The following is a 13725-nucleotide window of genomic DNA, read 5'->3' on the forward strand; positions in this document are numbered from 1 at the left end:
TACTTAATTTTTAAGAAATTACCGATGTATTGAAGGGTGTTGGGTCAGCAAGTCAACTTTTCAATCTCTGCTTCTCCGATCATTTCCCCCATTGCTACGACAATCTTTCGCGCTCCTAAGAATGGGTTCCGACTGTGAGCAACGGACATATTATCTAATATTAATATGTCTCCTGCTTCCCAAGGAAAACTGATAGTAGCCTGCTGATAAATAGCCTGAATCTCTTCGATTACTAAGTCTTCAATCGGGCTACCATCGCCGTAATAGACGTTGCGAGGCAAGTTTTCTTCTCCAAATACAGACAATAAAGAAGCACGAACTGCTGGATCTAAACAGGAAATGTGGTGTAAGAAAAGCTGATTAAAGAATACCATTTCGTTGGTAATCGGATGTTGGACAATTGCTGGACGTACTTTGCGAGCGATTAGCCTATTTCCTTCTTTCCATTCAAAGTCTATCTTGGCATGACGACAATATTTTTCTACCTCCGTTTTGTCTGCTGTTTTGAAAAATTCTTGCCAGCTTACATCCAGTCCATCGGTGTAATTACGGACGTACATAAGTTGCTTTTGGGCAAAGATTTCGCGGAGCTTAGGAGGGAGTAACTGGTAAATTTTTCGGCAATCAACGATGGGGGTTTCTCCGCCTTGTTGAGCGGGTTGAACGCAGAAAAACCAGATTTTCAAAGGCCAGCAATGCAGGTGCGAACTTTCATTGTGAAACAAAATAGTTTTATCGGCTGGGTAAGGAGTTGATCCATAAACTTTTTCGCTAATTCCTTCGCGTGGTAAGTCTCCATACTCGCCAAATAATTGCGGACAAATTACATGAGCAAACTGCTCAAAGGTAGAAACTAAAGGCTCTGTAAAGCCTCGAAATAGAATTGCGCCATGTTGTAGCAATTTGCTCTCGATAAACTCTCGGTTGTTCTTTGCCCAATCAATCAGATCGACATCAGTTACGGCAGGCTTAATTAGTAACGGTAAGAGTTCCCCAGACTGAAGATAATCGGTTTTTATTAACTCGCAATCTGACAAAGCTACCACTTTAGGCTTAACGTTTTTAAATTTGTTGAAGCTAAGCTTTTCACGCTTTAATTCTTGCATAGATTGTTTTTGTTTTTCAACTTCAGCGATGATTTCTAAGTTATTTAAACGAGTATCTGGCTGCGCTACAATACTGTTTAATAGGGTTTCAAAACGACTGGACATTTGCTCAATGGCGCTCGCATCAAAGAGATCGCTATTGTATTTCCATCGACCCACAATTCCTTGCTCTGTTTCACCCATGAAGAGAACTAAATCAAATTTGGCAATTCCGCTGTCAATTTCTAACGGAGTCAAGCTTAATCCTGCTAGTTGTAAAGCAGGGATAGGCATATTTTGCAGGACGAATAAAACTTGGAAGAGTGGCGTTTGGTTTAGAGTGCGATTCGGTCGTAATTCCTCTACCAATTTATCAAAAGGTAAATCTTGGTAAGCGTAGGCTTTTAAAGAAACTTCTCGCACGCGCTCGAGCAATTCACAAAAAGTAGGATTGCCACTCAGATCGTTACGCAAAAGGAGAATATTAACAAAGAAACCAATCAGAGCTTCTGTCTCAAATTGGGTGCGATTGGCGAGATCGGTGCCGATGGTGATGTCATCCTGATTAGTATAGCGATATAAAAGTGTTTCAAGAGCAGCTAATAATGTCATGAAAAGGGTGACATTTTGTTGACGGCTCAACTTCTTGAGTGCTGCGGAAAGATGTGGAGAAAGCGCGAAAGGTTGAATAGCAGCTTCGTAGGTGGAAGTAGCCGCAGTGACTTGTTTTGTTGGGAGCTTTAGCGCTGAATAATTGTTGCCTAATTGTTGCTTCCAATAGGAAAGCTTTTCTTCTAAAACTTCTCCTTGTAGCCACTTCCTCTGCCATACAGTATAATCAACATATTGAAGTTTAAGTTCAGAGAGAGGGGAGGATTTGCCGGTAGAAAAAGCTTCGTAAATAGTTGCCATTTCTCGCACAATTATTCCGAGTGACCAGCCATCAGCAATAATATGATGAATGGTGAGCAATAATATGTATTCTGTCTCAGCTAATTGTAGCAAAGTAACCCGTATTAATGGCAATTTTGCTAAAATAAAAGGCTTCCTTGCTTCTTCCGAGACAAGTTGTAGGGCTTTAGCTTCCCGTTCTGATTGATGAAAGTTGCGTAAATCTACTACTGATAAAGTGAAAGTAAAAGAGGGAGTAATTACTTGAATTGGTCGTCCTTCCACTGTGTTAAAAGTGGTTCGTAAGGCTTCATGGCGATTGATAATTTCTTGGAAACTTCGCTCTAATACTTCAAGGTTGAGAATACCTTTTAAGCGCACGGCTGCGGGAATATTGTAAGCCGGATTACCTGGTTGCAATTGATCGAGAAACCAGAGTCGCTGTTGTGCGAAAGAAAGGGGTAATTCTCCTTCCCGCGAAACGCGCTCAATCGGGGGAGTTTCGAGTTTTAGAGGGCTGTGGCAAGCCTGGGAAACGCGATCGCTTAAACTTGCTACTGTTGGCGCTTCAAATAAAACACGCAGGGGCAGTTCAATTTGAAAAGCTGCGCGCAGGCGGGCGATCGCTTGAGTTGCCAATAGCGAATGCCCTCCCAAATCGAAGAAATTGTCGTCGCTGCCAATGTACTCAACGCCCAAAATTTCGCCCCAAATGCTAGCAACCATTTCTTCAACGGGCGATCGCACTGTCGCGATCGCACTTTTTTCGGGATCTGGTAGCGATCGGCGATCGATCTTGCCATTCGGCAAAAGTGGCAAACCTTCCAGTAGCACAAATGCTGAAGGCATCATATATTCAGGTAGTTTTTGCTTTAAATCATCGCGCAATTCGTCTGTAATAATCAACGATTGAGCCTCTATCAAACTCCCCTTCGACCTCTGCGGAACGACATAAGCCACTAAACGTTTGTTGCCCAAACTATCTTCTCTGACTGTAACTACCGTTTCTTGTACAGCCGGATGCCGCTCTAAAACCGCCTCAATTTCTCCTAATTCAATACGGAAGCCACGAATTTTTACCTGGCGATCGATGCGCCCTAAAAATTCAAGCATTCCCTCTGGAAGCCATCGCCCTAAATCTCCTGTTTTGTATATTAAATCTTTGTCAAGACCTGGTAGCGGTTTGGCTGTATTTGGAAATGGATTGCTAACAAAGCTTAATGCAGTATTCTGTTCATCTTTCCAATAGCCCTCGCCAACACCAAATCCCGATACGCAAATCTCTCCTGGAACTCCAATCGGTACTAACTTCATTTGAGAGTCAAGGATGTAGAGATTTAAATTAGCAAGAGGTTTGCCAATAGGAAGCAATCGCTGATTTTTTTGTAACGGTTTTTCAATAATTGCCTGGGTAATATCGTCAGCCGCTTCTGTAGGGCCATAAGCATTAACAATGCTAATCGAGGGATACAAATTTAGCCACTGATTTGCCAATTCTACCGAGACAGATTCTCCTGTTACCATCATCCACTTTAAATCAGGTAATGCTCGTTGCTGAGGAGATAATTGTGAAAGGTAATCTATCAATCCTCGGACAACGGTGGGTACAAGTTCTACGATAGTTATTTTTTGGTGGTGAATTAACTGGAATAACTTTTCAGGGTTGCAAACAATGTCTAAATTTGCAATCGCAGTTTTCCCCCCAATTAAAAGCGGTGCTAAAAATTGCCAAATAGAAATATCTGAGGAAGCAGGAGCACTTTGTAAAAATGCTAATTCTTCACTCAAGCTTAGAGCTTCAAATTGAGCATAAATGTGATTAATTGCGCCCCCATGTCTGATAATGGCTCCTTTGGGTAATCCGGTGGAACCGGAGGTATAAATTGCATAAGCAGGATCGATTCCATAATTGCTCGTAGGTAAATTCGTGGTAGGTAATTTCTCAAAATTGTGGCGATTGTAAATCTTTATATCGCAGGGAAATACGACAGTTTTTTGATTTAGATTGACATCCAAACAAATCAAATATTTTAAATGAGGACAATCCTCAATTTGACTGGTCAAACCCTCTAAAAATAAACTGTGGGTTAACAGAATCCTAACTTCGCTATGAGATAGCATATAGCGAATTCTTTCTGGGGGATAAGTGCTATCAATTGGAACGTAGGCTCCACCCGCTTTTAATATTGCGATAATACTAATTAGGAAATTAGGACTTCGCTGTTGCAGAATACCGATAAATTCTCGATTTTTAACTCCTAAGCTCTGCAATAAGTTGGCAAGTTGGTTAGCTTTTTCGTTTAGTTCGCGATAGGTTAACTGGGTACCTTCAAAAACTACCGCTATTTTATTCGGCGTTTTATCGACTTGATTTTCAAATAGTTCATGAAGAGTTTTATGTACTGGGTACTCTCTAGTATTATCGTTAAAAGCTTCTAGGAGTTGAATTTTTTCAGAAGTGTTTAATAGACAAATGTCGCTAATTTTAGTGTGTATGTTATCGAGGGCATTTTTTAGGAGATTAACGTAGTGTAACGCCAATCTCTGAATTGTCTCTTCTTTAAAAAGTAATTCGCTGTACTCGATTTTGCCCTGAAGTTGATGATCTTTAACTTTCCAGGCTATCGTTAAATCGTTCCCCATATCTCCAAAAGTGCTGGCATCATGAATATTTTCTAATAAAACAGCCACATCAAAAATTGGAGATCTATTCTCAGTTGGGGGAAGTTTCAACAACCTAATTAATTGAGTGAATGGATAATTTTGATGACTGTAGGCAGCGATCGCAGTGTCTTTAACTTGCAGTAAAAACTCTTTAAATGTCATTTCATTGGCGAGCGCCGAACGCACGATCGCTACTTGATTAATTAAGCTATCATTTTTGCTGGGATTATAAACGGGAGAACCAACAATAAGGTCTCTATTGCCGGTATATTTGTAGAGCAAAATTTTGGCGGCAGTAAGGAGAACTAGATAAATAGAAAGCTCGGATTTTTTAGATAATTTGAAAATTGCTTTCGAGAACTCACTAGAGAGTTCAAATGTCACCTGTTTATTTTTGACATTACATACTAAAGGTCTTACATAGTCGCCGATCAAAGTTGTCTCCGGCAATTCTCCAGATAGCTTCTTTAGCCAATAAATTTTTTGAGAAAATAAATTTTCATACAGAGATTCTAACTGTTTAATTTGATTGACAATAGGTACCATTTTTCGTCTCCTCAGATTTTTAAAGTCACTAAATGGAAGTTCAGAACCCTTCTTAATTCAAGCAATCCAACAAGGCTTGTTTGATAATTCCGCAACCTTGTTGCAACATAGGCAATTCAATCGTCAGCGGAGGTAAGATTTTGATAACCGCATCATTTCTCCCTACTCTTTCCACAATTAGTCCCAACTCAAAACAACGTGCAGTAACCTTTTTAGCAAAACTAGCAGCACCAAATTTTTCTAAATCAATGCCCCAGATTAAGCCAATTCCTCGGATGTTTAGCATCTCACTGATGGGGGCAATTTCTTGGGTTAAAAAGTTTTTCAAGAAAAATTCTTTCACATTTACTTCACGTTCAAGATTAGTATTTTCTCGATATTCTAGAGCAGCGTTGGCTCCCACAAAAGCCAATTGATTGCCGCGAAAAGTACCCGTATGTTCGCCCGGTTCCCAAATATCTAACTCGCGTTTAATTAACAGAAGCGACATCGGAAATCCATAACCACTAATAGATTTAGAGAGGACGATCATATCAGGGGCGATATTCGCTCTTTCAAAAGAAAAGAAAGCTCCCGTTCGACCGCAACCTACTTGAATATCATCGCAAATTAATAAAATGTCGTGACGATCGCACAAGTCTCTGAGTTGTTGCATCCATTCAATCGGCGCGACAATAATTCCTCCTTCAGCTTGAACAGTTTCAAAAATAATTGCTGCTGGTTTCTCAATGCCAGAATTAACATCATTCAGGACAGCTTCAATAAACCCGATGGTATCAATATTTTCCATGAATCCATAGGGATAAGGCATAAATGTTACGTTATTTAGCGTAACTCCCGCCCCCTCTCTAGCGGCGCTATTACCACTAGCTGCTAAACTGCCTAATGTCATCCCGTGATAGGCTCCCATGAAGGAGAAAATACTCGCTCTTTTTTTAATCTTTCTGGCTAATTTCAACGCTGCTTCAACGGCATTAGTTCCCGTTGGCCCGCAAAATTGAATTTTATAATCCAGATTTTTCGGTTTTAAAATAGAGGAGGTGAATTTTTCTAAAAATTCTTTTTTGGCCGAAGTGTACATATCCAAACCATGCGCGATCGCGTCTGATTCCAGATATGCGATCACTTTTTGCTTGATATAGTCATTGTTGTGACCGTAATTTAATGCCCCTGCTCCTGCCAAAAAATCGATATATTCGGTACCTGACTCTGAATAGATAACAGAACCTTTTGCCCGATGGAATATATCAGGAAAATTTCTGCAATAACTTCTAACATTCGACTCGTGGCTTTCAAAAACATCGAGAGAATGGCTTTTCTTTTGTAGAGCAATACGATTCATGGCAACTTCCTCACTCAAATTAAGTTCTTAGTTAGGTGGTAGTAAACTCAAAATTAAATACTGCTTCTTTTTCGAGCATTAAAGCAATGGGATACTCTCGATCTGCTTGCAACAGCAAGTCCTTTAACCGCCCTTCCGAATGCGCTACCATCCCCTGTAGCACTTTCTCAAAATCCTCTAAAATGCAGGCAATGGTAGCCGTGTCAAAGCGGCGGAAATCGTAATTGATCGCAACGCATAAATCGGAATCAGGATACACAGCGACTGTGAGAGGATAGTTGGTCTTGTAAAATGTATTTTCAATTTCAACTTCTAGACTTCCTTCCCACTGCCGTAAAACTCGATCTACTGGTGCATTTTCAAACACCAAAATGCTCTCGAATAAAGGTAAACTTCGCGGCATTTCACTCCAGCCTTGAATATCAACTAGAGGACTATATTCATACTGGCGCATTTCAATGAGCAGAGCTTGAAGTTGCCTGAGCCAAGTTATTAGAGACTGTTCTAGATTTACCTCGATCCAGACAGGTAATGTATTAACAAATAGTCCTACCATTGATTCTGCTCCCACTAATTCGACTGGACGACCAGAAACCGTACATCCATAGGCAATTTTGTTTTGACCGCTATAGTGGCTGAGGAGTATTGCCCAAGTTGCCTGAAAGAGGACATTGAATGTTACTTGATGCTGCCTTGCTAAAGATTGCAATGCGCTGGCTAGCGCTTGTGATAAATAAATTCGCTGCTCGTCATATTTTTCTTGGGGTGGTGTAGTATTGTCAGAATTGAGGTTAATTAAAGGTGTGGGCGTTCGCAATCCCACCAACGCTTGTCGCCAGAAATTTTCTGCTTGCAATAAATCTTGCGCCTCTAACCAATCAACGTAATTTCGGTAGGGAATACTCGGTACTAAGTTCACTGTTTTCCCCTGACAAAGCGCTTCATAAATTTGAATAAAATCCTTGATTACTAGCGGGACTGACCACCCATCAATAATTAGGAAATGTCGGCTCCAAACAAAGTAGTAAGAGTTATCGGCAAGGCGGAATAAAGTTAACCGCATCAAGCAATCTTGAGCCAAATCGAATCCTGTAGCGCGATCGCGTTCCAGAAAAGTCTTGATTTGCTGCTGCTGTTCAGTAGCTTCGACTCCGCGCCAGTCGTGTAGCTCTAGAGGCACTTTAACTTCTCGATAAACAACTTGTAGGGGTTTATTAATATCTTCCCAATAGAAACCTGTCCGCAAACTAGCGTGCCGATCTACTACTTGCTGCCAAGAGCGCTCGAATACCTCAATATTAAGATTTCCGCGCAAAACAAAAGGCATTTGGAAAAAATATAGTCCTAATTCTGGTGCATACAAACTGTGAAATAGGATGCCTTTTTGAATCGGAGTTAGTTCGTAAATATCTTCAATATTTTCTACTTTCATTAGTTTAGTTTTCCTCGGTTAAGTTTTGCCATAAACCGCTCTAAATCTTGTTGATTCAAGTTGGCTTTAGGAAAGTCAGAAGGCGCATAACTTGCGGTTTTCATAGACTCCGAAGCTGCGACAAGCGATTGTAGAGAATTCAGAAACTCTTGAGCCAGGTTCTCGATCGTGGTTCGTCGATAAGCTGTTTCCTTATATCGCCACTGTACTTGTAATCGTTCCTCACGGATAAATCCCTCAATTTCTATTAAATAACTGCTTCGACCATCGTTCTCTCTCAATTGGATTGGTTGAAAATTTGAGGCAGGTTCTAATAACGGAATCGGTTGCTTATAAGAAAACTTAACCTCTGCTTGCTCTAAATTTAATAGTTTTTCATTTACCTCTAAATCATCGCTAAGATAACGTATTACTCCATAACCTATACCTCCATTGGGAACACTACGCAACTGCTGTTTAATAGCTTTTAATGCTTCAGCAGATTGAGAAATTTTCTGCAACTTAAAGTGTAGGGGAAAGACTGTAGTAAAACAGCCAACAGTTCGCGACAAGTCAATTTCTTTGGCCAGCGCTCGTCCATCTTCTTCCACATCAACTAGCAAAGAATCTACTTTTGTCCATAGTTTAAACGCCTGCACCAATGCTGTTAGCAAGACCTCATCTATTTGAACTCGATAAGTTGTTAACACTTTCTCAAATAATGTCTGCGTTTCTTCAATATTGAGTGCAACTAATACAGGATGGTTATTAGTTTCTACGATGCCGTTAGTCGCAAGCTCTTTTGGCAGTTTGGATACTTCCTGATGTTGTGCGATCCAGTAATCTCGTTCTGAGTCTAATTGAGAAAGGTTAGCATATTTGTACACAAATTTGCACCACTGTTTGAAGGAACTTCTTGCTTCAGGTAATTGTATAGTTTTCCCTTGCCTGAGTTGCGCGATCGCCTCGGCAAATTCCTCTAACAAAATTTGCCATGATTTGTTATCAACCGCGAGTTGATGAACGATAAATAATAGTCGAGAGGGGCGATCGCTACCCAAATTAAATAGTGCTACTCGCATTAAGAATCCTTCGGCTGGATTCAGGCTAGATTGCAATTCAGCAGCAGTTTTTAAAGCAGTTTCTCTCTCAAATTTTGGCAACTCTGACAAATCATTGTAGGAGAAAAAATCTGTTTGAATTTCATCCAGTTCAGTAAATAATTGTTGCCAACCGGATGAGGTCTGAATAAACTTCAAGCGCAAGGTTTCGTGCCTTTTCAGTAAACATTGTACGGCTTGTTTTATTAAACTAGGAGCGATATTTTCTCGCATTTCCAAGAATAATATCTGAGCCATTTTTGATAGAGGCTGCTCGCAAACTATCTGTTGAATTGGTGTCAGTGGCAGACTTTTTTCAGCCATTTCGGTTGTATCTGCAACTCCTGCTAACTGAGCAACAGTTGGGTATTCAAACAGTTGTTTGGGAGTAACTTTTAAACCCGTTCGGTTGAGTCGAGCAGCAATGCGAATACTGACGATAGAATCTCCACCTAATTCAAAGAAATTGTCATGAATCCCGACTCGTTCGAGTTCCAAAACCTCCGCCCAACTCTGAGCAATAATTTCTTCAGCAGGCGTGCGGGGAGCGGCAAAAATTTCTTCTAATTCGGGCCTGGTAGTATCTGGAATTGGTAGCAATGCCCGCGCTATTTTGCCATTGGGATTTAATGGTAAAGCTTTCAGCCGCACGAAAGCCGAAGGAATCATATACTCTGGCAGCTTATCCTTGAGGAAGTTTCGGAGTTCTCCAACAGAAAATTCCATTGTTTGATCGGGAACAAAATAAGCAACAAGGCGCTTATTACTGGATTCATCTTCTCGCGCTATAACAACAGTTTCCCGAATGCTTGGATGTTGTAAAAGTGCTGATTCTATTTCTCCAGGTTCGATCCGAAACCCTCGAATTTTTACTTGCTCGTCAATGCGTCCCAGAAACTCAATATTCCCATCAGGTAAATAACGAGCTAAATCCCCTGTTTTGTACAAGCGATCGCTAGCAGTAACCAACTTTGCCGAATACTTATCTTGTAAAAATGGATTGTAGATAAATTTTTCAGCCGTTAGCTCTAGTTGATTTAGATAACCTCGTGCTAATCCTTTACCACCAATGAGTAATTGGCCGGGAGAGCCAACGGGGACGGGTTGTAAATGCTCATCAAGAATGTAAATTTGAGTATTAGCAAGGGGACGACCTAATGGTACAGTCTCCAAGTGATATCTGTTGTTATCGATCGCGTAAGTGAGAACACCGATGGTGGTTTCGGTTGGCCCGTAGTGGTTGATAATTTTGCAGTTTTGACGATAGGCCTGCACTTTTTCTATTAATTTCCAATTGAGCGTTTCTCCCCCTAAAATTAGTCCTTTTTTGGGCAGTATATTTTCTGCTCGATCTGCCGTTAGTAGCGCGTTTAAATGAGACGGAACGATTTTCAGATAGTCAATGGAATGACGGCTAAAATAATCTGCTAAAGCATTAGGATCGGAGGCTCGATCTTGCGAGATGACGTGCAGACAGCCCCCTGTCAGCAAGGCCGAAAAGATGGCAGTGTTTCCTAAATCTGCCGCAAAGGTAGAAACGGTAGCAAAGCTAGAACCTGTCGCTAGTTCCAGGTGTTCTGAGATCGCATTTATGTAATTTAATAGTTGTCGATGCTCTGTAATAACGCCTTTGGGTTTTCCCGTAGAACCAGACGTATAAATGACATAAACTAAGTTTTGGGGAGAAGGAGAGAGGGAAGACGAAGAGAGGGGAAAATCGGGAATTTCTGCATCTAAGCAAACAATTTGTGCATTAATTTTAGGCAAGATTTCTATTAATCGTAATTGCGTTAAAAATACTGCTACTTTAGCATCTTCTAACCGAAAGGATACATTCTCTGCTGGTAGTGCGGAATCTATTGGTAAATAAGCGCCACCTGCTTTAAGAATTCCGATAATACCGACAATTGTTTCCAGGGAGCGCTCTACATACAATGCTACAATTTCATCTGGTTTTACTCCCAAGTGCTGTAAATAATTCGCGACTTGATTAGCACGAGTGTTGAGTTCGCCGTAGGTTAGTTGCCGATCTTCAAAGACAACGGCAATACGATCCGGTGTCAGTTCAGCTTGTTCTTCAAAAAGTTGGTGAATGCACTTCTCTTGTTGATAATTTTGCTGCGTTTGGTTGAACTCTATTAGTAGTTGCTGGCGGGCGCGATCGTTCAAAATTTCCAAATTGCTAATCGCCGTTTCTGGGCAATCAGTGGCATTTTCTAACAATATTTGAAATTGCGACGACAAGCGAGTTATAGCTTCTGCTTCCAATCCCCCCGCATCGTAGTGAAACTCGGCAATGAGCGCATCTTCTATATACAGACACGATAATTTAACTTTAAAGCGATCGACGCAGGTGTAGCTTTTTTGAAGGCAAAAGGATACTTGCTCCGAGTGATATTTTGCTGACTTTTCGTCAAACTGGAAACAAACGGGGAAAAACTTATCTTGTCCTACAATTTCATCCCTACTAAAGTATTCCTGCCACTGATAAACCTTCTCTACTTCTTCCTCAATTTGATTTAATACTTCTCTAAAAGTCAAGTCAGCTTCTAGAGGAAATTGAAACGGCAAATATTTGGATAGTAATCCCAACGCTGGCTCTAACTCTTCATATTTTCTGCCATCACCCCCTATACCGACAATCGCCTCTTGTTTTCCTAAAAGTCGCCACAGCAGAATCAACCAGCTAGTCAGCAAGATTTTCGCTGTCGAAACCTCACATTTTTTTGCCAGCGCTTCAATTTTGGCAGTTAATTTGCTCGAAAATGTCTGCGTTAAAACTTGTGGTTTAAATGCTATTTTTTCAGATTGTTTATGTTCAAAAAGGAACTTTAAATTAGGGATAGTAGAGCGATCTAGATTGCGCCAATACTCTCTACCCGCTTCTGTATCTTCGCCTTCGAGGAGATCGTTTTCCCATTCAGCAATATCTGCATATTGCATCGGCTCGTCTGATAATTCTTCTCCCTGAGAATAGGCCCAATAAGTGCGGCTAAGTTCATTAACAAAATTTTTGAGAGTGGCGCTATCTGCTATCATTCCTGAAAAGCTAATTAGTAATAAATGCTTTTTGCAGGAAAAAGTTACAAGAGAGGCTTTCCAAAGGGGCAATTTTTGAAGGTCGAAATCTTGCTGTTTTAGTTCTTCAAAAAGCCATTCAGTTTTAGTTTCTTGTTCTGAGACTGATAAAGCACTGAGATTGTATTCAGAAACTGCAACTTGATAATAGTTGGCGATGGTTTGCAGCGGAATAGTCATCCCCGGTAAGCAATGAAAAGTGGTACGCAAAATTTCGTGCCGCTTAGTAAGGTTCTGTAATGCTACTTTTAAAACCTCTTTGTCGAGATTGCCTGCGATCGCAATTGACCCCTGGACGCGATCCGGAAATCCGCCTTTATTTTGCTGTAATAGCCAAAGATGTTTTTGTTGGGGAGAGAGTCGAAATCCTTCAATATTTTGCTTTTGCATATCTACATTTGGTTAGAGCTAAGTTTGGAGAATTGGGAAAAAGCCTAAGTTATTAGAGCGCGAATTTAGAGGATGATATTGCTTCCACTCGCCATGACAGAATATTGCTGCTGGCAATTACATAATTCTGTTATTCATGCGTAAGTTTTGTAATTCTAATTTTTACGTTTTATCTTCCAAAGGTTCTGCCATTCCCACAACAACTTGACGCGATCCTGCGTAAGGCTTGCGTCCATGAGCTGCCAGCATATTGTCTAGCAGCAAAACGTCCCCTTCTTCCCAGGAGAAAATGACCGTTTCTTGCTGATAGCAACCACGAATTTCCTCTAAAATTGAATCCTCAATAGGAGAACCATCACCGTAGTAAGCATTGCGCGGTAAATCTTCAGATTTAAAAGTAGCTAAAAGCTCTTCGCGAACGGCTGGTTCTAGATTGGAAATATGGAATAAATGCGCCTGATTAAACCACACCATTTCCCCTGTTCTAGGATGCTGAGCTACAGCTTGACATACTTGGCTGGTTTTTAAGCGATTGTTGTTCTTCCATTCTAATTGAATTCCCAAGTTTTTGCAATAGGTTTCTACCTCAATTTTACTGGTTGTATTAAAAACATTTTGCCAAGGCAAATCTAAACCTTCTCCATAGTTCCGCACATACATAACTCTTTTTTGGGCGAAGCTATCTTTAATTTTGGCATCGATGCGGTTGAAAACTTTGCGGCTGTCAGCAATAGGAGTTTCGCCTCCCTTTGCGGATTTTTTAATGCAGAAAAAAGCAATTTTCATCGGCCAACTTAAGGAGTAAGACATTTCGTTGTGCAAAGGGATAAATTGACTAGCAGGATATTCAGTAGAAGTATAGATATTTCCACTAACTTGAGTGCGCGGAGTTGAACGGAAAGAATACTCCAGTAATTCGCCAGCTATTGTCTGGATGAAGTGTTCAAATTCAGCTACGTCATCCACTTTAAAGCTGCGGAAAAGAATCCCTCCGTATTTCAATAGTTGAATTTCTATCCATTGGCGATTGCTACCTGCCCAAGCTGCTAAGTCTAAGCCTTCTACAGTGGGTCTTACTATCAAAGGAAGAGGGCTATCAGACTGTAAATGCTCTGTCTGAATCAAACCTTCGCTAGATAGATTTACAGCTTTGCGACTAATAGAGCCTAAGCTTTTTTTAATTACTTTTTTGGCTGTTGTATGGGTCATAATTACTCC

5 protein-coding genes are annotated in these 13725 nt (G+C 40.7%); all 5 read right to left on the reverse strand.

The annotated features are described in order from the left end of the window. Positions 1–44: 44 nt before the first annotated feature. The 5 genes from PN499_RS04520 to PN499_RS04540 all read right to left on the reverse strand — a co-directional run bounded on the left by PN499_RS04520 (position 45) and on the right by PN499_RS04540 (position 13716). Complete coding sequence (locus PN499_RS04520; protein WP_272030488.1) at positions 45–5186, reverse strand: non-ribosomal peptide synthetase; 5142 nt, start codon at positions 5184–5186, stop codon at positions 45–47. A gap of 52 nt (positions 5187–5238) precedes the next feature. Continuing rightward, positions 5239–6528, reverse strand: coding sequence for a diaminobutyrate--2-oxoglutarate transaminase (gene ectB, locus PN499_RS04525; protein ID WP_272030489.1), 1290 nt, complete (start codon positions 6526–6528; stop codon positions 5239–5241). Positions 6529–6559: 31 nt separating this feature from the next. Next, positions 6560–7960 (reverse strand): condensation domain-containing protein, encoded by a 1401-nt coding sequence (locus PN499_RS04530; protein ID WP_272030490.1) that lies wholly within the window; start codon positions 7958–7960, stop codon positions 6560–6562. Then, complete coding sequence (locus PN499_RS04535) at positions 7960–12507, reverse strand: non-ribosomal peptide synthetase (RefSeq protein ID WP_272030491.1); 4548 nt, start codon at positions 12505–12507, stop codon at positions 7960–7962. The genes PN499_RS04530 and PN499_RS04535 overlap by 1 nt, the downstream gene beginning before the upstream one ends. Positions 12508–12669: 162 nt before the next feature. Beyond that, positions 12670–13716: a TauD/TfdA family dioxygenase gene (locus tag PN499_RS04540; protein WP_272030492.1), complete on the reverse strand. Its 1047-nt coding sequence runs from the start codon at positions 13714–13716 to the stop codon at positions 12670–12672. Positions 13717–13725: the final 9 nt, after the last annotated feature.

The organism is Kamptonema animale CS-326, from assembly GCF_028330895.1.
Lineage (GTDB): Bacteria > Cyanobacteriota > Cyanobacteriia > Cyanobacteriales > Microcoleaceae > Kamptonema > Kamptonema formosum.

Excerpts from the sequence above, each read along its gene's own strand:
- PN499_RS04520 (WP_272030488.1), bottom strand. The coding sequence starts at position 5,186 with ATGGTACCTATTGTCAATCAAATTAAACAGTTAGAATCTCTGTATGAA.
- PN499_RS04540 (WP_272030492.1), bottom strand. The coding sequence starts at position 13,716 with ATGACCCATACAACAGCCAAAAAAGTAATTAAAAAAAGCTTAGGCTCT.
- ectB (WP_272030489.1), bottom strand. The coding sequence starts at position 6,528 with ATGAATCGTATTGCTCTACAAAAGAAAAGCCATTCTCTCGATGTTTTT.
- PN499_RS04530 (WP_272030490.1), bottom strand. The coding sequence starts at position 7,960 with ATGAAAGTAGAAAATATTGAAGATATTTACGAACTAACTCCGATTCAA.
- PN499_RS04535 (WP_272030491.1), bottom strand. The coding sequence starts at position 12,507 with ATGCAAAAGCAAAATATTGAAGGATTTCGACTCTCTCCCCAACAAAAA.